At 32.6% G+C, this 22,313-nt stretch carries 26 protein-coding genes and 1 pseudogene; 21 read left to right on the top strand and 6 right to left on the bottom strand.

What is annotated here, in order from left to right:
- The first annotated feature begins 124 nt into the window (after positions 1 to 124).
- The 3 genes and pseudogenes from ACDZ29_RS06260 to ACDZ29_RS06250 all read left to right on the top strand — a co-directional run bounded on the left by ACDZ29_RS06260 (position 125) and on the right by ACDZ29_RS06250 (position 1,932).
- A complete protein-coding gene (locus ACDZ29_RS06260) occupies positions 125 to 808 on the top strand; it encodes a hypothetical protein (RefSeq protein WP_375090401.1) in 684 nt (227 codons plus the stop codon).
- A gap of 194 nt (positions 809 to 1,002) precedes the next feature.
- Positions 1,003 to 1,581, top strand: a pseudogene (locus ACDZ29_RS06255) (cupin domain-containing protein); the annotation flags it as partial.
- Between the two features lie 18 nt (positions 1,582 to 1,599).
- Entirely contained in the window at positions 1,600 to 1,932 is a 333-nt protein-coding gene (locus tag ACDZ29_RS06250) for a DUF5661 family protein (RefSeq protein ID WP_375091107.1), read from the top strand.
- A 492-nt stretch (positions 1,933 to 2,424) separates the two neighbouring features.
- Here the strand turns inward: ACDZ29_RS06250 and ACDZ29_RS06245 are convergent, their stop codons facing one another.
- The gene (locus tag ACDZ29_RS06245) at positions 2,425 to 2,682 is read right to left on the bottom strand and encodes a DUF2533 family protein (protein ID WP_057277283.1); all 258 of its coding nucleotides are present in this window, start codon (positions 2,680 to 2,682) and stop codon (positions 2,425 to 2,427) included.
- Positions 2,683 to 2,802: 120 nt separating this feature from the next.
- Between ACDZ29_RS06245 and ACDZ29_RS06240 the strand changes: the two genes are divergently transcribed.
- The 18 genes from ACDZ29_RS06240 to ACDZ29_RS06155 all read left to right on the top strand — a co-directional run bounded on the left by ACDZ29_RS06240 (position 2,803) and on the right by ACDZ29_RS06155 (position 17,352).
- Positions 2,803 to 3,372, top strand: a complete 570-nt coding sequence (locus ACDZ29_RS06240; RefSeq protein ID WP_375091106.1) for a recombinase family protein — start codon at positions 2,803 to 2,805, stop codon at positions 3,370 to 3,372.
- 115 nt (positions 3,373 to 3,487) lie between these two features.
- Complete coding sequence (locus ACDZ29_RS06235; protein ID WP_370016473.1) at positions 3,488 to 3,682, top strand: DUF6366 family protein; 195 nt, start codon at positions 3,488 to 3,490, stop codon at positions 3,680 to 3,682.
- A 188-nt stretch (positions 3,683 to 3,870) separates the two neighbouring features.
- Positions 3,871 to 4,353, top strand: coding sequence for a hypothetical protein (locus tag ACDZ29_RS06230; protein ID WP_375090399.1), 483 nt, complete (start codon positions 3,871 to 3,873; stop codon positions 4,351 to 4,353).
- Between the two features lie 225 nt (positions 4,354 to 4,578).
- On the top strand, positions 4,579 to 4,998 hold the full coding sequence (locus ACDZ29_RS06225) for a UPF0715 family protein (RefSeq protein WP_375090398.1): 420 nt from the start codon (positions 4,579 to 4,581) through the stop codon (positions 4,996 to 4,998).
- A 204-nt stretch (positions 4,999 to 5,202) separates the two neighbouring features.
- Positions 5,203 to 6,498: an IS110 family transposase gene (locus ACDZ29_RS06220; RefSeq protein ID WP_375090361.1), complete on the top strand. Its 1,296-nt coding sequence runs from the start codon at positions 5,203 to 5,205 to the stop codon at positions 6,496 to 6,498.
- Positions 6,499 to 6,983: 485 nt separating this feature from the next.
- Positions 6,984 to 7,232 carry a hypothetical protein gene (locus tag ACDZ29_RS06215; protein ID WP_214751089.1) on the top strand — a complete coding sequence of 83 codons (249 nt, stop codon included), beginning with the start codon at positions 6,984 to 6,986 and terminating at the stop codon, positions 7,230 to 7,232.
- Positions 7,233 to 7,378: 146 nt separating this feature from the next.
- Positions 7,379 to 7,957, top strand: a complete 579-nt coding sequence (locus ACDZ29_RS06210) for a hypothetical protein (protein WP_289326527.1) — start codon at positions 7,379 to 7,381, stop codon at positions 7,955 to 7,957.
- A 196-nt stretch (positions 7,958 to 8,153) separates the two neighbouring features.
- A complete protein-coding gene (locus ACDZ29_RS06205; protein WP_201254589.1) occupies positions 8,154 to 8,513 on the top strand; it encodes a DUF4181 domain-containing protein in 360 nt (119 codons plus the stop codon).
- A gap of 171 nt (positions 8,514 to 8,684) precedes the next feature.
- The gene (locus ACDZ29_RS06200; protein WP_375090397.1) at positions 8,685 to 8,912 is read left to right on the top strand and encodes a DUF3953 domain-containing protein; all 228 of its coding nucleotides are present in this window, start codon (positions 8,685 to 8,687) and stop codon (positions 8,910 to 8,912) included.
- A 445-nt stretch (positions 8,913 to 9,357) separates the two neighbouring features.
- Positions 9,358 to 10,242 carry an aminoglycoside phosphotransferase family protein gene (locus ACDZ29_RS06195; RefSeq protein WP_375090395.1) on the top strand — a complete coding sequence of 295 codons (885 nt, stop codon included), beginning with the start codon at positions 9,358 to 9,360 and terminating at the stop codon, positions 10,240 to 10,242.
- A 2,214-nt stretch (positions 10,243 to 12,456) separates the two neighbouring features.
- On the top strand, positions 12,457 to 12,624 hold the full coding sequence (locus ACDZ29_RS06190) for a hypothetical protein (protein ID WP_214926281.1): 168 nt from the start codon (positions 12,457 to 12,459) through the stop codon (positions 12,622 to 12,624).
- Between the two features lie 249 nt (positions 12,625 to 12,873).
- On the top strand, positions 12,874 to 13,374 hold the full coding sequence (locus ACDZ29_RS06185) for a helix-turn-helix domain-containing protein (protein WP_375090393.1): 501 nt from the start codon (positions 12,874 to 12,876) through the stop codon (positions 13,372 to 13,374).
- The gene (locus ACDZ29_RS06180) at positions 13,364 to 13,756 is read left to right on the top strand and encodes a hypothetical protein (protein ID WP_375090392.1); all 393 of its coding nucleotides are present in this window, start codon (positions 13,364 to 13,366) and stop codon (positions 13,754 to 13,756) included. The genes ACDZ29_RS06185 and ACDZ29_RS06180 overlap by 11 nt, the downstream gene beginning before the upstream one ends.
- 263 nt (positions 13,757 to 14,019) lie before the next feature.
- Positions 14,020 to 14,298, top strand: coding sequence for a hypothetical protein (locus tag ACDZ29_RS06175; protein WP_375090390.1), 279 nt, complete (start codon positions 14,020 to 14,022; stop codon positions 14,296 to 14,298).
- A 242-nt stretch (positions 14,299 to 14,540) separates the two neighbouring features.
- On the top strand, positions 14,541 to 15,089 hold the full coding sequence (lepB, locus tag ACDZ29_RS06170; protein ID WP_054399317.1) for a signal peptidase I: 549 nt from the start codon (positions 14,541 to 14,543) through the stop codon (positions 15,087 to 15,089).
- An 81-nt stretch (positions 15,090 to 15,170) separates the two neighbouring features.
- On the top strand, positions 15,171 to 15,542 hold the full coding sequence (locus tag ACDZ29_RS06165; RefSeq protein ID WP_375090388.1) for a DUF4181 domain-containing protein: 372 nt from the start codon (positions 15,171 to 15,173) through the stop codon (positions 15,540 to 15,542).
- A gap of 218 nt (positions 15,543 to 15,760) precedes the next feature.
- Complete coding sequence (locus ACDZ29_RS06160; RefSeq protein WP_375090386.1) at positions 15,761 to 16,600, top strand: tyrosine-type recombinase/integrase; 840 nt, start codon at positions 15,761 to 15,763, stop codon at positions 16,598 to 16,600.
- Between the two features lie 143 nt (positions 16,601 to 16,743).
- The gene (locus tag ACDZ29_RS06155) at positions 16,744 to 17,352 is read left to right on the top strand and encodes a transglutaminase family protein (RefSeq protein WP_375090384.1); all 609 of its coding nucleotides are present in this window, start codon (positions 16,744 to 16,746) and stop codon (positions 17,350 to 17,352) included.
- Between the two features lie 262 nt (positions 17,353 to 17,614).
- Here the strand turns inward: ACDZ29_RS06155 and ACDZ29_RS06150 are convergent, their stop codons facing one another.
- The 5 genes from ACDZ29_RS06150 to ACDZ29_RS06130 all read right to left on the bottom strand — a co-directional run bounded on the left by ACDZ29_RS06150 (position 17,615) and on the right by ACDZ29_RS06130 (position 21,793).
- Complete coding sequence (locus ACDZ29_RS06150) at positions 17,615 to 17,791, bottom strand: hypothetical protein (RefSeq protein WP_375090383.1); 177 nt, start codon at positions 17,789 to 17,791, stop codon at positions 17,615 to 17,617.
- A gap of 5 nt (positions 17,792 to 17,796) precedes the next feature.
- Positions 17,797 to 18,381: a transposase gene (locus tag ACDZ29_RS06145; RefSeq protein ID WP_375090382.1), complete on the bottom strand. Its 585-nt coding sequence runs from the start codon at positions 18,379 to 18,381 to the stop codon at positions 17,797 to 17,799.
- Between the two features lie 27 nt (positions 18,382 to 18,408).
- A complete protein-coding gene (locus tag ACDZ29_RS06140) occupies positions 18,409 to 18,732 on the bottom strand; it encodes a transposase (RefSeq protein ID WP_375090381.1) in 324 nt (107 codons plus the stop codon).
- Positions 18,733 to 19,161: 429 nt separating this feature from the next.
- On the bottom strand, positions 19,162 to 19,797 hold the full coding sequence (locus tag ACDZ29_RS06135) for a putative bacteriocin export ABC transporter (protein ID WP_056520936.1): 636 nt from the start codon (positions 19,795 to 19,797) through the stop codon (positions 19,162 to 19,164).
- A 1-nt stretch (position 19,798) separates the two neighbouring features.
- Entirely contained in the window at positions 19,799 to 21,793 is a 1,995-nt protein-coding gene (locus tag ACDZ29_RS06130; protein ID WP_056520939.1) for a hypothetical protein, read from the bottom strand.
- Positions 21,794 to 22,313 lie beyond the last annotated feature (520 nt).

The raw sequence follows: 22,313 nt of genomic DNA, 5'->3' as shown, positions 1-22,313 counted from the left end.
GTTAGGTGAAGATCAGAGCTGTCGTTAAGGCCGCTTTTTATTTATGCAACTAAAGGGGCAGTTAGTTTAATAAGTTCAAATGATAAGATAAAAGAAATAATGGCGAATATAGGGGCGATTCAAAATGGATAACTGGAGAAATAATACGATTTGGTTTGAACAAATACCAGATAATCTTCAGTCTTACTTAAACTTGAAAGAAAATAAGTTTAATGAGATGCAGTTTGAAAAAATTGAGTATTTAACTCTGTGGCATCATAAAAAGAATAAGCAGGGTAACTTTGTTGGTATTCCTGAAAATCTCCTCTATCTAGAATTAAACTGGTCCAATATACAAGATTTCCTTGGGATGGAAAAAATGAATAATTTAAAGCGTTTAGAACTACATTATTGTACTAAATTACAAAATGATTTTGGTTTGTATGGATTAGCCAATACGTTAGAACATTTACATATTAATCAATCTAAGAAATTTGTACCAAATGACGAAATATTCTCTCTGAAAAATCTTCGGGTTCTGTGCCTTAATTCTTGCGGTCCCATTAAGAATTTGGATTTTTTAAATCAATTTCCTAATCTAATTGACTTTAGATTTGTTGATACTAATGTGTTAGATGGTGACCTATCACCAATTTTAGACCATCCAACAATCCGAAGTGTAGGCTTTCTGAATAAGAGACATTACAATATTAAAGATGATAAGATGGATGCTTTGTTAAAGGATAAAAATGGTGGGGAAGAATTTAAAACTGTTATCAAGTATGGAAAATATGAGACTTTTAGATATATTTATAACCTCAATTGTTAATGAACAGCCTTTATCTTATGGCACTAAAGGGGCAGGATAGTGCAGAAGGGAATTTCCTTATTCGAATTGTTCCATTAAATTGAGCAAATGTTAACGGCTAATCAATTTCTTTAATTGGTAACCCTGAGTATTAGTACATTTCCTTAACATAGTGAATAGGATAATTTAAAAAATCTTTGAAGGCGTTGAGAAAAATGTATGATGCCCCTTTTTCGTATCCCCACCAATATCAATATCAATATCAATATCCAAATCCTTATTATTTTAATGTTCCAATAAATAACAATGTAATACAGCCCCAATACTGGACTACACATGATGTTGCTAACCGATTTGATTTTTTTCAATCATCAATTGGAAGGAATGAAATCGGACTAAAGGATTATGGACAGAAACCATTTGTAATCAATATTAATGAAGTTACAAAACAAAACAATAACTACCGTACCGCATTATGGACAGGAAATCATTTTCAAGTTACATTGATGAGTCTTAAAGCTGGGGAGGATATCGGTTTAGAAATTCACCCTAACGTTGACCAATTTTTACGCATTGAACAAGGTCAAGGGATTGTTCAAATGGGCAAGAGAAAAGATAATTTAAACTTTGTACGAAATGTTTATGATGATTCTGCCATTATGATACCTGCTGGAACATGGCATAATGTAACCAATACAGGTAATATCCCGTTGAAAATTTATTCTATATACGCACCTCCACAACATCCATTTGGAACGGTTCATGTAACTAAAGCAGATGCTTTGGTTGCGGAACACCGTTCTGACTGCGATATGCACTATTCTCCAACAAAGTATCCAAATAGGATTCAAACAAATAATTTTAACATCGTAAAAACAAGATTTTCTAAAGAGGAAGCAGCAGCGATAGCTTTACTTTTAGGCATTGATTTTAATAAAAGCAAGTTTGATTTAGATGAGTTTTGGAGGGGAGTAAATACCGAGCTGGAACATGGAAAAATATCCAGCCAAACAAATGTAACTGGTGATGATCCTATTATAACGGGGAAAATTGCCCTAGCTCATCTTCGCGAGTTTCCTGATTACTACAAAAGACTAAAGGTGCTTGAGGAAGAAGCAAAAGCCTATTGGAACATGGATAAATAGAATGCCTAAATGATAAGAACAACTCATATTTTCAAGCGAGTTTGTGAAATGTTCCACTTAAACTAACGGGTGCGTTAGTTGATTAAGGAACACAAAAATGATCAATTTTTTTATAAATGAAATATCCAATAAAAAAATTATAAGGGCAGGTTTTGATCAATTTTTTTTCAAAACATGCCCTTTCTATTTATTCATTTATCAAGGTTTCTTGTATTAATTTGATCAAACTTTGTTTCAAAGCTATAGGAAAGCTATAAGCAGACGAACCAACAGTCCCTATTGCACAAAAAAAGCCTAATTTTCTCTATTAATTCAGAGTTAAATTGGGCTTTTTAATTGAAAAATATCTTAGCGTTGTAAATCCGCATTTTCCTGACTGTACCCCGATTTGAGCATAAAAAAACACTCATCTATAAAATGAGTGTCAGGAGGTCGAGTGTTAACACCGATATTCGGTGCTTTTTCTTACGACTAAGAGATCAGTAAATTATTTTACTTTAATGACTCCACATATGAATGAACCATTTCTGGGGTAACTAATTTACGAGTAGGTATTAGCCTTTGGTTTGCAAGAACATTGATTTGCATAGTGATTTGATTAATATGGTCTGTTGTAAAATCCTTTTCAGCCTTACATAATTCTATAGCTCCTTGAATATAATCTTCACGTTGTTGGTCTAATAGGGAAAATTTAGTAAAAAGTTGATTTTGTTTTTGAGCATGTAACGTAAGGGCTTTATGTACACTCATTGTCCTTCACTCCTATAATTTTTTCTATTTTTCTAATAGCTACTTCTATATTAACATCATCATTTTTTTAGCAATAGCAAAAACTATAAAAGATAAATCCAAAAGGTAGTTGTTTCACGCATCGGATGTGATTATGAATACGGACGAGTAAGCACCATTGATCAATCATTAGATTTACAGGAAGAGAAGTTAAAAGAATATGGCTGTGAGAAGATATTCATGGAGAAACAAAGTGGTGCTAAAAGTGATCGTGAGGAACTGATTAAGGCGTTAGACTTTTTAAGGGAAGGAGACAAGCTGGTTGTTTACAAAATAGACAGACTAGCTAGGAGTACATTTGATTTACAAAAGATTGCTAAGGAACTAGAAGAACGGGGAATAGCTTTAGTATTCATCAAAGAACAGATTGATTTTAGTACACCATCTGGAAAGCTAATGTTTACTATGCTGGGGGCTATTGCTGAGTTTGAACGTGATTTAATCAAAGATAGGACCACTGAGGGACGTGAAAGGGCAAAAGCTAAAGGAACTCATATGGGACGTAAAGGAAAGGACGAGAAGGACGTTAAAAAGGCTTTGAAGCTGTTTCAGGAGAGAGAATCTAACGGATTAAGTGTAAATGAGATAGCTAAAATGACAGGCCTTCCACGTTCCACTATTTACGCTAAAGCGAAAGAGACGAGACTTTAATAGTGTTAGCCTTTTTCTTTATGCAACTAACGGGGCAGGATAGTTCAACAAGGATAATGGTTATTTGTGGTAAAATTCAGAAGAGATGATTGTTTAATTTACAGGGGGGGTTCAAATGAGTGAAGATAAAGAAACACCTGAAAGAAGAAGAGAAAGACTAAGACAAGAAGAACTAAAAAGGAATCCTGGTGGGAGTCTTCACGGTGGAGGACTTCCAGATTTTGTAGGCAGTATGGGATGGAAAAGTACAGGAATTCTTATTCTTATAATCATAATTGGCTTTATTTTTGTATCACTCTTCTTTAAGTAACGGATGCTTTACTTCAATAACAGGGGTTGCTGCGGCAGCCTTTTTCTTATGGCACTAACGGGGCAGGTTAGTTCTAAAAGAAATTGGTTTATTATGGTATAATATTCAGGTTATTGTTTTCAACACTATGTTAGGGTGGATAATTTAATGATTCGAAATTTACATCCATCTTTTAGGAGGGAAGGCCTTTGTTTTCTTTGAAAAAGATCACAGTTGGACTCCTGCTTTTAGGTAGTCTTGCTGCTTGTGAGACAGAACAAGTCAAACATACTAAAAAGATAGATACCCAAGAAGGAATAACTAAGGAAGAACCCACAAGAACTAACAGTGTACCATCTTATGAAGTAACCAAGTATCATATTTACGGCGGTTGGATGACATATAAGACATACATAGTGATTTCATCTAATGGCGATGAGATAAAGTACGAAAATATCAAAAAGAAAAACGAAAAAAAGGATATCAGATACTTTAAATTAGCAGAATCCACGGGACACAAAATGACTGCGGTATCATACAGCAAAGAAAAGACCAATCGGACTTCATTTATAACTTTAGAGTTAAACAAGGATAGAACAGAATTAACTATCACTATGCCGAACGAAAAACCGGTCACCTACACAAAAGCAATGATGGATCCGGAAGAGTTTAATCCTGAATTTGAGTGGTGAAAAATTATGCGGAAAATGGTACTGAACTAAAGGGGCAGCATTCCTGTATTAACTGAAATACTAAAAAGTTTGTGAAAAAATCTACTTAAACTAACGGGTGCGTTAGCTGAAGAACGGAGCTGTCTTTAAGGCAGCTTTTCTAATGGAACTAAAGGGGCAGAATAGTTGAAGAAATGATATTATTATGGAAAAAAGTAACATGACATTTGGAAAGGTTGAGAAAAATTGGAGGTTTGGAAATTAAGTGAAAAAGTATCGAAAATTAGCGATGTAATACCTTATTATTTTGGTAGTCTATTCTTGTCTTGTATCTCTTTTTCTGTTTTTATAATTGTAGTTAGTGGAGAACCCTCTTGGTTGCAGTTAATGCCTGTTATTATTTATTCTTTTTATGTTGTTATACCTTATTTACTTTTTGCAGTACCCTTGCAAATTATATTTAATAAACGCCCGAGAAAATTTAATGTGTTTTATCTTTTAATTTACACGGTACTTTCTTTTGTAGCAGTATTTTTATTTAATGTAATGTTATTTAGAGTTGAACCTACATATTTAGTTAAAACCCAAATATATTACGGTTTTAGTTTTGCAGCAGCTGCTATTTATTGGTTTTGGGATTCTGTCTTCTTACAAAAGAAAAACTGAAATATCCTAGTTCTTCAGCTAACAGGGTGCGTTAGCTGAAGCTCAGAGCTGTTTTTAAGGCAGCTTTTTCTTATAGAACTAAAGGGGCAGCATTCCTGTAATAACTGAAAATGAGGTTTGAACGAAAAAAGACCTCTTGATAAGATGAATGTGTCCTGAGCTGCCCAGCTAAAAAGGACAATACATCTATTTGGAGGTCTCACAATGAATTATAACCAAAATCATAAAATCTCTCAAATTACTTCTGAAACCTTAATTGTCGGAGTAGATATAGCCAAGCACAATCATGTCGCGAGAGCACAAGATTTTAGAGGATTGGAACTAGGTAAAACGTGTTTCTTTGAAAATACGAAAGCAGGATTTCATTCGTTTCTAGATTGGATTACCCAACTTGTTAAAGGGTGTAAGTTAAATCAAGTGATTGTAGGCATGGAGCCAACCGGTCACTACTGGTTAAATCTAGCTCATTTTCTAAAAGAGAATAATATTAAGTTCGTATCTGTCAATCCACTACATGTTAAACGAAGTAAAGAATTAGACGATAATTCACCTACAAAGAATGACGTGAAAGATGCAAAAGTCATCGCACAGTTAGTCAAAGACGGAAGATACGCCGAACCAACAATTCCACGAGGAATTTATGCAGAACTCCGAGTGGCCAAAAAACTTCGCGATCTTCTCAACGTTGATTTACAGGTCGTTCAGGGACAAGTTCATAACTGGCTTGATCGTTACTTTCCCGAATTTTTGACGGTGTTCAAAAGTTGGGAAGGCAAGGCAGCTATTCATTTTCTAAAGCTAGAAGCTTTGCCACATGAACTTGTAAATTATACGGATGAAGAGCTCTTACTTTCCTTAAGACAAGTGGTAAAACGCAGTATAGGCTTAAAGAAGATACGAGCACTTAAAGAAGCAGCCAATCGTTCGATTGGTATTCGTCAAGGGGCAGCTATGGCGAAATTAGAGTTGAGAGCTTTACTAGAGAAGTATGATTTTATTCAAATGAAATTCGAAGAAATAGATCATCAATTAGATCAGTTATTAGACCATATCCCAGGTGTCACACAGATGTTAGAGGTGTCAGGAATCGGTCGAGATACAGTAGCAGGTTTTTTCGCAGAGGTCGGCGACCTCAGAGACTATCAACATCCTCGCCAAATCGTAAAATTAGCAGGTTTAAGTTTAAAAGAAAACACATCCGGAAAGCACAAAGGTCAGACCAAGATTACCAAACGGGGACGAAAGAAATTAAGGGCTCTCTTATTCCGGGCAGCCATGATACTGGTGGCAAAGAACAAGGCTTTTAAAGCTCTTCATATATATTACACAACACGTTCTCACAACCCCTTAAAGAAAATGCAATCTCTGATAGCTTTGTGTAACAAGCTTATTCGAATTCTGTTTTCAATCGGTAAAAAACAATTTACGTTTCAAGAAGACAAGATGTTAAAGGATATCCCTCATATGGCAACATTTGTAGCACATCAAACAGTCGCATAGTTCATCGGATTTTTATGGTTACACGGTCATTTAATTAACACTTATTTAAAAGTGAAGCACGGATTAGTCGGCAAAGCAACTAACGTGAGGACTTAGATCCTGTGGGGCAGCATGACCGACATCCACCTCATGGAAAGGTTGAACGAAGGAATGTAGGAGCATCGACTCTGTGAGACATGGGAGGGTTGACCTCCATGAGACATGTGGATATCCTAAAGTGCGATCATAACATTACTTAAACCAATTTTTTCCTATGATTGGCTAGTTTAGCATACACTTTTTTCGATAAATCCCTATCCTAGAGGAGTAATGCCGAGCTTACATAGATAACGGTTAATGATATGACTATGAAATCCTAAGAATTCTAGAGCAATCGTGAGATTGTGTTTAGTTTATTGAGGGAGTTTAGTTCATTAATAACTCATTTATGAATTGATTAATGATAAAATAATGGAATAATTTCCTTGATTAAATGGGGTAAAGAAATGTATTGGAAATTAAGAATTCCTCTTTTTTTGTTTGTTATGGGTGTTACATCTGGTCTTTATCAAAAGTTTCCTAACCTTTTTCTTGTAAATACATCTTATTTTATAAGAAGTGTTGTATATATTGGCCTAATTGGAATCATCTTTACTATTTTAGAAAATTCAAAAGTGAATGAAAAAAAAGTCCATATCATTATTGGGATGGTGTTAATTTTTTCAGGAATTTTATTTGATAGTCTAATGGTGTAAAGACCATCCTTAATCAACTAACAGGTGCGTAGCTGAAGATCAGAGCTTTCTTTAAGGCAGCTCTTTGCTTATGGAACTAAAGGGGCAGTTTAGTTTAACAAGAACAACTGATAAAATAACAATAAGTTAATTCAAGAAATTTAAGAGTGAAAATAAAAAATAATGGGGGAAGAGATAATTTGGGGAGACGTACAAAAACAATCTCAATTTTTGTCATATCAATGATTTTTATATATGCAATATTTGCAAGTATAGAAACTGTAAATCTAAGTTCTAAAACTGTCGATGAAGCCTTTGAAAAATTCATAAATAGCGAATTTAAGACTGAAGTTGCTCAAAATGAAATTGGCGATAAAGAATTTTACCGAATTGGTAATTATACATTTGTGCCATTTGAAGTTGGTAATAATGTTTCATTAGTACAGTTTGAAAAAGGGAAATTTGGTTGGAAACAAACATATTATTCTCAAGATGAAGATAGAGGTTATTCATATTCAAGTGTTGTTGATGAGTTAAATGAAGATATTCTTTTACACGGTGTCATACCAAAAGATATAGTTACTGAAACGAAGACCATAAAAGTTAATGGAATAGATGCAGATATTGTTATGCTCAATGATAAAACTAGAATTTGGATATTGATGAACAATAATAATCAAAAGAACTTCTCTAACATAAATATAGACTTCTTAGATAATGTTGGAAATATAATCGGTAAAATATAAATACAAATATCATTTCTAAAGGTAGTTGCTATTATTGTGAATAAGTACACTTAAACTAACGGGTGCGTTAGTTCATTAGTGAGCTGTAACGATCAGCTCTTTTCTCATGGAGCTAACGGGGTAGGATAGTTTGAATAAGATATAAATAATTTTGTGGTAAAATATAGATCAAGTGGCTATAAAAGGGGGATGTTTAATGAAATTCTTAGTGTTCTTTATCATTCTTATTATTTTTTCTCTCTTTATAGATAAATTTTTAAGGAAATGGCTCGGTGTAGAAAAGAAAAAGATATCAGAAACTTCTGGTAAGAACATTGACCGTTGGGGAAGAGGTATAATTCTATTCATTTTTTTATGTACTCTTCCCTTTGCAGTAGAGGACAGAAATGTTATAAAGTGGTATTGGATATGCTTTTTAATTGTATCAATGGGTTTTCAGTTGTTTATGGAGTGGAAGTACCTGAAAAACTCAAAAGAATATGTCATTACAGTCATTACACTTACTTACCTATTGTTAGCTTTAGGTATCATGTATAATGTAGATTATTTTATTTAACGAATTGCTAGTTTTTGTGAAATAGGGGGTTGCTGCGGCAACCTTTTTCTAATTGAACTAACGGGGCAGGATAGTTAAAGAAGGAATTTCCATTTTCCGCACAAATGAACAGGTGTTAAATGGTATGATTAAAAAATTGTACCAACATAATTTTTAGGGGGAAATATATTCTTGAAGATAGTTAGAATTATCTTAGCAATAATTGTTCTTGCTTTATCAGCCTATCAGATAATTACTCAAAATTTTGAGTTGATGCCGTATTCTATGTTGTTCTTAGGGGCAATTATGTTAGTAACAGGAATAGCCGAACTTCAAAAAGATAGAAAAGGATTTTATATGAGCATTGTATGCTCTTCATTTCTTTTCTTTGTTTCCATACTGGGTTTTTTAATGAACTAACGGGTGCGTTAGTTCATTAAGGATCAAAAAATAATCAAGAAGATTAAAAAAATAGGTTGTGTTCGAAAAAGGGGAGGGTATAGATATTGCCTTCCCCTTTGTATTTACAGATAAATTAATGACTGTATATAATGTACTCGATTTTGTATCTCAAAATTGATAGAGATTGAATTGGTGCGGTTTTGAGTGGATTAATAACTCTATGTACTCAAATTCATGTCCCCAATGTACTTATCTTTGTGTCTTCGTACAATTGTGTTATTAATTCAATGACTCTAGTGTGGAGTTTTCCTTGTTCAACTAACGGGGCAGGATAGTGGAATAAGAAGTCTTTGTAGTAGTAAGTATATGGTACATTAAATGTAATCAAATTAAAGGGTCAAATAAATTTGTGACTGTAACTGGGTTTTGGAGATGAATAAATAAAATTAGAAGGAGAAATTAAATGATAAAAATCGACGTAGATTTAGTTTCGAAGTTAATAAATAGCCAATTTCCAAATTGGTCTAATTTGGAAATTAAGCCTGTTAAAAAAAGTGGAAATGATAATAAAACTTTTCACTTAGGCAACAGTATGAGCGTTAGGTTACCAAGTGATGAAGCCTATGTACCTCAAGTTGAAAAAGAACAAAAATGGTTACCCATTTTAGCCAAGCATCTTTCAACACTAATACCTGAACCATTAGCTAAAGGAGAACCAAGTGAGGATTACCCACATCCTTGGTCAGTCAACAAATGGTTGGATGGAGAGACGTTAACTTTAGAAAATATAGATGATTCAAATCAATTTGCAAATGATTTGGGGGGATTTTTAGTTGAATTACAATCTATTGACGCCAGTGGAGGTCCCTTAGCTGGAGAACATAATTTTTATAGAGGCGGAGATATTGTTGTATACGATGATGAGTGTAGAGATGCCATTAATAATAATGTAAATACTTTTAATAAACACCTATTGAAAGAAATTTGGGAATTGGCATTAAATTCAAAGTGGGCTGGTGACCCAGTTTGGGTCCACGGTGACATAGCCCCAGGAAATATATTAGTTGACAATGGTAAATTGTGTGCGGTTATTGATTTTGGGATATTGGGAGTAGGAGACCCTTCTTGCGATGCTGCAATGGCTTGGACTTTTTTTGATGATAGTAGCAGAAAGACATTTAAGAATGCATTGAATTTTGATGCAGAAACTTGGAATAGAGCAAGAGGTTGGGCTTTATGGAAGGCTTTAATAACCTACAACTATAATAAACAATCTAACAAAGCAGTCGCAGATGAACAATGTAATATTATAAAAGTAATCATTAATGATTATGAAACTGAAAGATAAAGGCATTAAAATAGAATTTTTTATTGCACTAACAGGTGCTTTACTTCATTACCAGTAGCTGATCATCAGCTCCTTTTCTTATGGAACTAAAGGGGCAGGTTAGTGGAATAAGCAGGAAATAAATAACAATATATTCTTATGCTCTTAATAACTACCTATTTTAAGATAAATAAATCCGAAAAGAGGTATTGTTGAATAGAGTGTTGTTGCAGTTGCAGGTGGTTTCATTGTTGGTTTTTCGGTTGGTTTTATTTATCTTCGTCTTGAGAAACTAATAAAGTTAAGAAGAACCACAAATGAGGATTTTTAAAATCAAATGAGCATAAATACAGTCTTTTTTAATTAAATGTCTGAATAAGGGTGATTACAATGGTAAAGGGAACTTTATACTTTTTGGGGTATTTTCTATTATTTCCAATAATTTTTATGATTAGCTTTTTTTTATGGAGATTTGTTATTCAAGGTAATGATCTATGGATGGTTTTAACAGATTCTTTATCGATTTTAGGGTTATATTATTTATTTACGAGCATTTTATTTAGCTTTTTTGTTAAACGATTTAAAGAAAAGAATGAAGCCTTTTACAAATGACCGAATTTCTATTCATGTAAGGAATTCAAATTCAATTCCTTCAGATGGTTACTGTTTATAAAGGACTGACAATGAAAACCTATTTTTATTGAACTAACGGGTGCGTTAGCTTAAGATCGGAGTTGTCTTTAAGGCAGCTTTTTCTTATGGAACTATCGGGGCAGTTTAGTTGAAGAAGAATAATGGGTTATTATGGTAATATGAGATTATAGGGGGGCTATCTAAATGAAAAATTTAATTATTGGTATCATAGTTTTATTGGTACTTTGGCTAATACTTCCGTTATTTAATATAAACTCATCATATTTAATTCCTAATGTAATTGAATGGGCTACAAAGTTCATACTTCCGTGGATAGTATTGTATTGGATTATCAGACTCACTAAAAATTTAGAAAAAATTTAATAGCCTTTATTGAACTAAAGGGTGCTTTAGGAAGGTTGCTGAGGCAGCCTTTTTCTTATGGCACTAACGGGGCAGGATAGTTCAACAAGGAATTTCCATTTTCTACACAAATGAAAAGGTTCTATCATTCGATGAAACTAAAAAGTGATTACAACGTAACAATATTAGACGTAAAAGGAGGGATACAGATGGCACATTGTACTAACTGCAACTACAAGTGGAAAACTAAAGAAATTTGGTCGCTCGGATTTTCAAAGAAGGGGAAAAACTGTCCTAACTGCGGAAATAAACAATATATTTCATCCAAGACTCAACGAATATTTACTTTAGGTTATTTAAGTCTTGTATTTATTGTGTTTTTTCCATTTTTCATCAAATTGAGTGATAATGATGAGCCTTTATGGTAGATATAAAAAAAGATAAAGGGTATTTTACATAGGATAGCAAATGCTGACCTATTCTTAATTGTCACTTGATTTGATCTGGTACTAATAGAGTAGCATTAGATTACTTTCTTAATAAACTAACGGGTGCGTTAGCTGTAGATCAGAGCTGTCTTTATGGCAGCTTTTTTATTATGGAACTAAAGGGGTGTCCAACGCCACGTTAACTTAATAAATCAAAGACATTTATTTTGTGATTTTCTCTTTTGTATCGCGTTTTACTTTTAATTTATATAAGATAATAGTCCATATTAAAGTACAAATAATCAGGGGCGTTAGAAGTAAGAGAATGAAATTAGTATTTACGCTAGGTTCTGAAAAAGGGTGACTATAATAATTAGCAGATAATTTATCTTCTTTAATTCGTTGGAACTGACTTAAAAAGTATAAATATCCACCTAATAGCAAGGAAAATAGGGAAGGAATGAATAGTAACCAATTTTTTTTTGCAAAAGCAAATAAATAAACCATAACCAAACTTACTATGGCACAAATTAGACAATATGAAATTATGATGAACATAAAAGCGCTCCTACGATTTTTACCTATATTATATAATAACTAGATGATATATCTATTTAGAAATTATAACATTAGCAACAATCTTATGAATATCACACTTAAAAACCATAAATAAATCCACTGTATAATTTTGCCTTTTCTTATGCAACTAACGGGGCTGCATAAGGAAGTGGTTTTTTATGGTAAAGTTAACTTAATTATCTTCATTAAGGAGTCTACCTGCAATATAGAAAATAAATTAGGAGTTGTTTTTATGTTTGACATTGCCTTGATTTTGATTATAGCTTCTGCTGGGGGAGTTATTGCTATTACCGGCTTCCTCGTTATATTAGGTCGAAGAATTTCAGAACCTAAGAAAGAACTTCAACAAAAAATCGATAAACTAGAAGAAGAGGTTCAAATATTAAAAAATCACAAATAAAAACTAGCTTTAATGAACTAACGGGTGCGTTAGCTGAAGATCGGAGCTGTCTTTAAGGCAGCTTTTTATTATGGAACTAATGGGGCAGTTTAAATTAAGAAATATTTCCATTTTAAACTTATTTAGAGCAAGGTTATTTCTTGCTTTTTTCTTTGTGTTTTAAAGTTTTTTTTATTCAAAAGAGGTATTTTTTATTGAAAAATAATACTTTTAGTGTAAAATTACACTAAAAAGGAGTATTTAGTATATATGGAAAAAGAAGAATTCATCAATTTAATATCAGAAAAAATGAAACTTGTCCGAACAGAACAAGGTTTTTCTCAAGATAAGATGTCTGAAATTCTAGGAATTTCAAAAAAAACACTAGTTCAAATTGAAAAAAGAAGAACAGAAGCCAATTGGACCACCGTTGTTGCATTTTGTGCTTTGTTTAATCATAGCCAATTGCTGATATCATCAATTGGTGACAATCCAATTGATTTTGTTCAGTTAATAACTAGCAAAAATGGTGGTACGCCTAAAGAAAAAACAATGGGTGGTAAGATATGGTGGAAAGAAATCGAGTATAGAGGGGATTTTCGTTTGCAACAAAATTTGATTAGTAACCATTACCGTATATTGGATCAATATGATTATCGTTGGCATAGTTCTTTTAATAAAGAAGAGAGTTTAAGTCGTTTAAATGAATTACAGGCGGTGGGGACTATGGAGATAGACAAAGGTATAGGGATGGGGATATATGAAGAATAAGATTTTGCTTGTTCTAAGAAAAATAGTAATTGGTATTCTAATAGTCTGTTTATACTGTTTTCCTTTTGTTTATTTTTCAATGCACCAAGATTTTGCTAACCGTTCAATGCTTGGCTATTTGATTATGATTGTAGTGACTTCACTTCTTGCTTTCTTCGGCAAACTCTTTAATAATTCAATCTCTCTTATTATTGGTAATATATTATCTGTAATAATTTCATTTAATTTCATAAACGAGATGACAGGGAACGAACGATGGGGTGGCTATTTTAAGCCACTAACTCCAAATCAATTATTAATCTTGGTTAGTTTTTTGAATTTGATTCCTCAGTTCTTCGCTATGAAGTTAGCAAATAGACACAAAAATAAAGTTAAAGATTAATTTGATTAAGAAGAGTAATTTCTTTGAACTAGAAGTTACTCATTTCTTTAATAAATATCAACAATATTCAATATCATAGCCTACATAAAAAGAAAAAGTAAAAAAAGCCTACTTCCTTAAATAGCAAGGATCGTAGGCTTTCTTTATTCTAGTCGTACCGATTTGAAAAAAGTTTAACCGTTTTTCTTATGGAACTAAAGGGGCAGGATAGCTGAAGATAGAAATGGTGTGATTTGGATAAGAGTAGAGTTTGGAGGTGAAGTATGGAAATTTTAAAAAACGCTAAAATATTAAATACAATCTGTATACTTCTTGTTACTATTCATATGCTTGTTTTGTATGCGTTGGTTTTTATGACAGATAAATTGGATACAAGGTTTGGACAAATATGCTCTCTAATTGCATTGGTGTTAGGAATTTTGTTTTGCTATAATGCCTTCAAAATAAAGTCACCATTACGCCATACCTTGCTAATCACAACGTTTTTTATGTCGTTAATAGGTGCGTTAATCCTTCTTGTATTCTTGATTGCTTGTTTTTAAAAGGAGTGTTTTATGCCCCCTTATAGCATCAATCTATACGAAAATACCCAAAATAAAAAAGCATAGTTTTTCAACTAATGGGTGCTTAGCTTTAGAACAGAGCTGTCTTTAAGGCAGCCTTTTCTTTATGCAACTAATGGGGCAGAATAGTTGTATAAGAACTATGAACCAAATTTTGTTAATATCCCTTGATATAGGATAGAATTAATATATTAAAACAAGATTATATTTGGAGGGAAACCATGAAAGAAAGTACAAAAAAAGAAATTTATTCTTGGGTAAAATCAATTGTCTTTGCATTCATCATCGTTTTTATTTGTAGACAGCTTCTTTTTACACCTACAACTGTATTGGGAGCATCAATGTCGCCTACCTTTCAAGATCAAGATAGAGTAGTTGTAAGTAAAACGACTGAAATTCAACGGTCTGATGTGATTGTATTCGATGCACCAGATGTTGATGGTAAAGACTATATTAAGAGGGTAATAGGTCTTCCTGGAGATAGTATTGATATGAAAGATGATGTGCTCTATATTAATGGAAAAGCCGTAGAGGAACCGTATTTAAATGCAAATAAAGAAGATAATCCATTTAATAAACTGACAGAGGACTTTTCATTGCAAGAAAAAACTGGAGAGTCCAAAGTGCCTAAAAACATGTTATTTGTGATGGGGGATAATCGTTTAAATAGTAAGGATAGCAGGATTTTCGGATTTATTTCCTACGACTCGATTGTTGGAGAAGTGAAATTTCGATTTTATCCATTACAAGAAATCGGTATACCTAAATAGTTGCCAAGGCATTCTTTTCTTAATGAACTAACGGGTGCGTTAGCTTAAGATTAGAGCTGTCTTTAAGGCAGCCTTTTCTTTATGCAACTAAAGGGGCAGGTGAGTTTTTTGTTAAATTACATCATTTTTATTATAGCGTTTTTAATTATTGCAATAGTGTTTGAACGTTGGTTGAAGAAGAAATTAAAGATTGGCAAAAGTAAGGGTCATTTTTACAAAAGTGTTAATAAATTTCAGAAGTGGATTGAAATGTCTATGCTAATAGCGTTTCTTATCTTAATATGGTTTGTTGATAATACTATCCCCTTGCTTATTGGCTACTTCCTTATTTCATTAAGTTTTCGTACTTTCATGGAATGGAAATATAAAAGAGAAAAAAAGGAATACATTTTAACTCTATACTCTATGTTTATTTACCTTTTTGTTTTGGTCACAGGCTTTTACTTAATTTAATATTATCTAAATAAAAACAGCCCCAATAAGGGACTTTTTTTACTGTGTCCTTATGAACTAACGGGTGCGTTAGCTGAAGATCAGAGCTGTCTTAAGGCAGCTTTTTCTTCTTTAACAAACAGTGTTATTGTTTAATGAAAACTCTACTAATCTAGTATAATAGATCTTCTTTTGACTATACTGTCTATTAATATGGTATAGATTGGAGAGAAACAGGTATGATCTTAACTGATGTATGGGGTTTATATAAGGCAGATAAGCAAATCCAAGGTTATTCTCAACAAACATTAAAGGCCTATTACGTCCAATTTAACTTGTTGGTGAATAGTTTTGGAAATATATCCATTCAAGAACTGTCAACTAATTCTCTTAAAGTTTATCTGGGAAAAGCAGCTGAAAAGCTTAAGCCATCCAGTCTGGGTCACAGAATTCGATTTATTAAATCTTTATTTAGATGGGCTCAGGATGAAAATTTAATTAATGGAAATCCTGCTTCCAAAATCAAGGAACCAAAATTAGAATTAAGGGTACCAAAATACTTGTCTGAAGAGGAAATTGAACATTTGCGGGAAGCTTGTCATACAACATTCGAAAATGCTTTATTTGAGTTTATGTATTCAACAGGATGCAGAATTGGTGAAGCAATAACTCTAGATAAGGCCTCAATCAATTTCTCTAATCAATCAGCAATCGTTTTAGGTAAAGGGCGTAAAGAACGAGAAGTATATTTCAATACTCGTTGTGAAATATGGTTGAAGCGATATTTAAGTGAGCGAAAAGATCATGAGGAAGCACTATTTGTGACAACACGCGCACCCCATCGAATGAGTATTTCTCAAGCGAGGAACATTTTAAAACTGGTAGCAAAGAGAACGGACATTAAAAAGAGCATTCATCCCCACCAGCTTAGACATAGTTATGCCACAAATTTATTGAATAATGGAGCTCCTCTAGAAGTGATACAAAATTTAATGGGTCATGAAAAAAGTGAAACCACAAAAATTTATGCATATCTAAGTGGTGCAATGCGGAGAGACTTGTATAGAAAGTATTTTTAAGGGACCAAGGGTCCTTTTTATTTTGTTCTTAATAAACAATCGGGGCAGAATAGTTAAACAGTACACCTATAAATTCAGTCCTCCTTAATATAAAATAATTTTAATATATACATTTTTATACAAAATAGGGGTGGGTGGAGTTAGTGAATATGGTTTGTGAGTCAGAAAAATTGGATGATTATCTACTTGAATTAAGTGAAGTTAATTATTCTAACCCTATAATTAGAGCAAAGGTGGATGACCTTTTCGACCCTTCTCAAACAGAAATTGAAAAAGCAAAAGTAGCTTTTGAATTTGTTCGTGACGAAATTTCTCATTCTTGGGATATTCAAGGGAATCGTGTTACTTGTAATGCATCAGATGTATTAGCCTATAAAGAGGGGATTTGCTATGCAAAATCAAATCTATTCGCATCCTTATTACGGTTGCAAGGCATACCAACAGGTTTCTGCTATCAAAGATTGATGTTGTTTGATACACCGGAAAAGGGGTATTGTATTCACGCTTTAAATGCTGTTTTCTTAAAATCAATTAATAAATGGGTAAGATTAGATGCTCGTGGAAATAAAAAGGGTATTGATGCTCAATTTTCAATTGATGAAGAAAAATTAGCATTTCCCACTCATGAGGAATTGGATGAAAAGGACTATCCAGTTATCTATACAAAGCCACATCCCAAAACGATAGCTGTATTAGAGGAACATAATGATGCAATAGAAATGTATAAACATCATTTACCTGAGAGTTTATAGTTATTTCACTAACAGGTGCGTTAGCTGAAGATCGGGGCTGTCTTTAAGGCAGCTTTTTTGTATGAAAACACATTAGTAAAAAAGCCATGCTAAAATAAACCCTCCATATTCTCATTTTTTTTTTGATGGGGGTAAATGTACTATTTCGTTATTTTAACTGGTTATGCAGTTTGTTGTTCAGATGGAGCGATTGTATAGCCTTTCTTTTTTAGGTATTCGATCATTTTTAATTCTTTGTTATTTTGTTTATCTTCAAGGTAATTTAGCCTAGTTCATGATAAGGTTCTCCTGTTTTTAAGATGTTGTAAGCAATAGTTAATAGTAAATGGGCAGAAGCGATTCGTCCCTTCATTTTTCCTTGCCGTTTGGTAATCCTTTTTCGATGTGAAGCAATTCGATTATTTTGCCTTGATGTCGCTAATACACATTCTACGGCCATCGTTTTTAAAGCTTTATTTCCTTGTGTGGTTTTACTCGTTTTTTTTTACCAGCACTTTCGTAATTTCCAGGACTCACACCAGCCCAAGAGGCAAGATGTTTAGCTGATTTAAATACGGACATATCTACAGCCATCTCCGCAATAAAAGTAGCTGCGGCAGCTTTGTTCACACCAGGTATACCATCCAATAACTCTACTTCCTTACGATAAGGAGACAGGAGTTGATCGATTTGTTTTTCCAATTCTTCTATGGTTTGTTCTAAATAACTCATATGCTCCCAATGGTAACTCAACATATCACGATGATGACGGCGAATACGGCCATTAATTGCATGGGCAATGTCAGTAATACTTGCTTTTGCTCGCCAATCCACCATTTTTCGGAGACCATCGGTCTCTATTTTTTCACCGTTTAGAATCGCTTCAAGGATACGGCGGCCCGATACACCGAAAATGTCTGATAGAACGGATGTTAGCTTGATATTAGCATCTTGAAGAATTTTGTGAATGCGATTCTGCTCTGAGGTGCGATGATGAATCAATTTTTTTCGATAATTAAGATGCGGACTTATTGAAAGCAATTTTGTCACCAGAGAATATTCGTGATTTACGAGATCTTACTCAAGCTTGGCAAGCCATTCGGCATCTTTCACATCAGTTTTACGCCCTGGAACATTTTTGACATGTCTGGCATTGGCCAGAACAAGGTGAAAAGAATCTTCGAGTATATTCCATATTGGTTTCCAGTAGACTCCAGTACTTTCCATCACAACATCGGATACCTGAAGGGTAGCGAGCCAATCACTTAAAGCCAAGAGTCCCGTTGTTGTAGTTGAAAAAGTTTCAATAGAGGTTTTTGGCTTTTTATCTAATGAACCAAATAACACACAGGCTACTACTGTTTCTTGGTGTACATCTAGGCCAGCACACCGTTCAATCATTGCTTCCATTAGGAGAATCACCTCAAAAAAGATTAACAATACATATGACAGGAGATTTGTTACAAAAATTTTTGTATACGTACTAGTAGTACACTAAATGGTTCTTCAATCCTGTCACAACCAGTTTCTTATACAGGGTATCTTCCTTAAGATCCACCAAAAAAAGCTCAGCCTGGTTGTATTGTTATCATCCATTATCGTCAAGGGGTTAATGGGTTAGACTCTATTTTTGAGTGTAGATTTTCGTAGTAGATGGTGGCGGCGAGGAGCGCCGCCATAGGAGTTTCTTATGGAACTATCGGGGCAGGTTAGTTGAATAGTACAAGGGATAAGATACACAGGAACATATTTCCAATATGGTACAATGATTTTAGGGATACCACCAACAAAACGCAGAAAATGTTTTCCGCGAAATGTTGGTGCCCCTCTTTATATATTAATGACTCTACTACAAGTTTGAGCAATATGATTATCATGGGTAACAATAACAATTGTGTTACCCTCGTTATTAAAATCCTTTAACATTTGAATAATGACATCCCGATTTTCTATATCTAAGGAGCCTGTAGGCTCATCTGCTAGTATGAGTTGGCTTTCTTGTAAATATAGTTTTAGCATTGCTATTCTCTGTTGTTCCCCTCCACTTAGCTTATATACATGTTTATCCATAAGTTTCTCTAAATGGAGCATTTTTAGTGCTTCTTTAATTTTTTGTACTCTTTCATTTTTAGACAACTTTTTGTACTCTAATGCAATATTTAAATTCCATTTTACTGTCTCATCTTCTACCAAACCATAATTTTGAAATAAATAACCAATCTTATTACGTCTTAATAACATTGCCTCTTTCGAGTGGATATCAACATTCTTTTTATTAAATAAATATAAATCTCCCTCAGATGGTTTTGAGATTAATCCCATTATATTTAATAGTGTAGTTTTGCCCTTACCACTCTTACCCATGATTGCTACCATTTCACCATCATTTATAGAAAAGTTAATGTTTTCAATTACCGTATTTCCATTAAACTCCTGACATATGTTTTCTAATCTTACTATCTCCAAGTTAATTCCCACCATTCATTACTTTATATACGTCTTTAACTATTAGCTTATTATACAAATAAAGCATAGATGCCAAATCATATAAGATAAACAACAAATAAATGAAAATATTTACATTTAAAATATACCAAACACTCGAAACACCGATCATAAAAATAATCATTACTAAATTAGCCCTTAAATTCTTTAGTAAATGATACCCTTGCATATATCTTGCAGCATAACTTCTACCATTTACAATCATATCTATATAATTTGATATATAAATGATAAAAATTAATACAATGATAAATAAGAATACAAAAAGCTTTGCTTGGTCAAATAGAAATTCATAACTACTGAAAATAGATTCAAACGGGGTCAACAAGTTATGTGCCATATATAGATTATCTAAATCATACTGAATCAACATACTTTTAAATTCTTCCCTATCATTTAACTTAAAAGCCAGCTGGGAAGATCCTAGCATATCGAAATAAAAACCACTTCCAAAACTTCCATTATCAAGCATGATAATAGAATCAGTAAGTTCGATATCTACCTCATCTTCATAGGGAATTGAACTTAATATTTTATATTTATATCCATTGTTAATATAAATAATTTGTAAATCATCAATACTAACTTCCTTACCTTTAATATCATATCTTGTATTATAGTTTAATGTGGTATTATACCTTTCTATAAAATATTTTTTTATATCCTCTTCACTATCTCTATATTTTTCAGGAACAAGAATTGTAGGGGTATCCTCATTAAAATCCCAATCCATTTTAATGTCAGTATAGTTTTCTATATAATTTTTATTTAAAATTAAATTGTTTCTTTCATAAGTATTCATTACTTCTTCTCGCGATATTCCACGACTTGCTAGGAAATTTGGATCCAAATTATCACGAACTGGATCAAACATAACATACGCTTGATCTATATTTTTGACGTACATCTTCTTTACATTGTCTGCAACTTCTTCTAACCTTTGGGGATTGTTGAGTAATTTATCATATTCATCTGAATTTCTACCATGCGAAGAATACAAGGAATTTAACATTTTATAGTCATCATATTTTTTATAGACTTCATCTAGCTCTTTGTAATAATTAATAACAAGATTCATTAGAATGGTTACAGAAAGAATTAATATAATCTTAATCAAATTAATAATCATATATAGCCTGTTAGAAAAAATTTTATTCTTTAATGCTGCAACGATATTGGTTTTCCTTACAAAATGTTGTAATAGTAATAATAACAAAATGATTATCATACTAACGACTGATAAAAATAAAAATAAGAAAATTGTATAAGTCCAAGAAAATTTATCAGTTATTAAATAAAATACTGAATGTCCCACAACCAAGATTGTTATAAGGATTCCTTGAATTTGTAAAGTTTCCTTTATATTCGTTATAACTATTTTAGTAGGAGAAAAACCACTTAACTTTTTCACTGCATTTGTTTTAAATCTAAATATTGTATATATGTATAAAATTGTAAAGGTAGTGATACCTAATACTAAAAATTGTAATAGATTGTTATTAAAAATTTGATTGTAAGACAACCTATTCTTACTTACTGGTTTAATGTCTACTGCAGTCCTTAGTGAAAGTTCTACCATTTGGTTATCGGATAAATTTGCACTAAAATATCCAGAACTATCTATAAACTCATCTTCTGTCATTTTAAAATACCGATAAACATTATTGGAAATCCCAACATATTGTTTTACTGAGTTTATATCTGTATGGTAAATATCATAATAGGTTTTTCCATCTTCTGACATTGGATTTTTTACTATCTGAAAATCTACGTTCTCTTCAATAAGTCCTTTATAGACTTTTAATAAATCTTGACCTGTTTCATAATCTACTTTATATTCATTTAATGAGGAATCTCCTATATTATTAAGCCCATAGATTTCATAAATAGAGTTAGTGTAGATATAGGAGAATATAATCATTAAACCAGTCAAATAAATTATATATATTTTTTTCATATATATTCCTTCCATCTTCTTATAATATATATATATCATTAGCTTAATTACTTGACTCTTGCATTTTTACCAAAAGCCCTAAAAAGGGCCTATTTTTGCAAGAATCTAGTTAATATGTATAGTTCATTACCGCAAAACACTAGTATATATTTTAAATGTAAAAAATAGTATATACAAGAGATTGTGAACAAAGTTACTTAAGCTAACGGGTGCGTTAGTTGATTAAGGATCACAAATATGATCAATCTTTTTTATAAAAAAATCAAGAAGATTAAAAAAATAAGTTGTGTTTAAAAAAGGGGAGGGTATAGATATTGCCTTCCCCTTTTTGTTTACAGATAAATTTATATGACTGTATTGTTTATAATGTACTCGATTTTGTATCTCAAAACAGTTAGAGATTGAATAGGTGCGGTTTTGAGTGGATTAATAACTCTATGTACTCAAATTCATGTCCCCAATGTACTTATCTTTGTGTCTTCGTACACTAACGGGGGCAATTTACTTGAACAAGGATGTT

The organism is Peribacillus sp. RS7, assembly GCF_041956845.1.
Classification (GTDB): Bacteria; Bacillota; Bacilli; order Bacillales; family DSM-1321; genus Peribacillus.
This window is presented reverse-complemented; position numbering and strand designations above follow the sequence as displayed.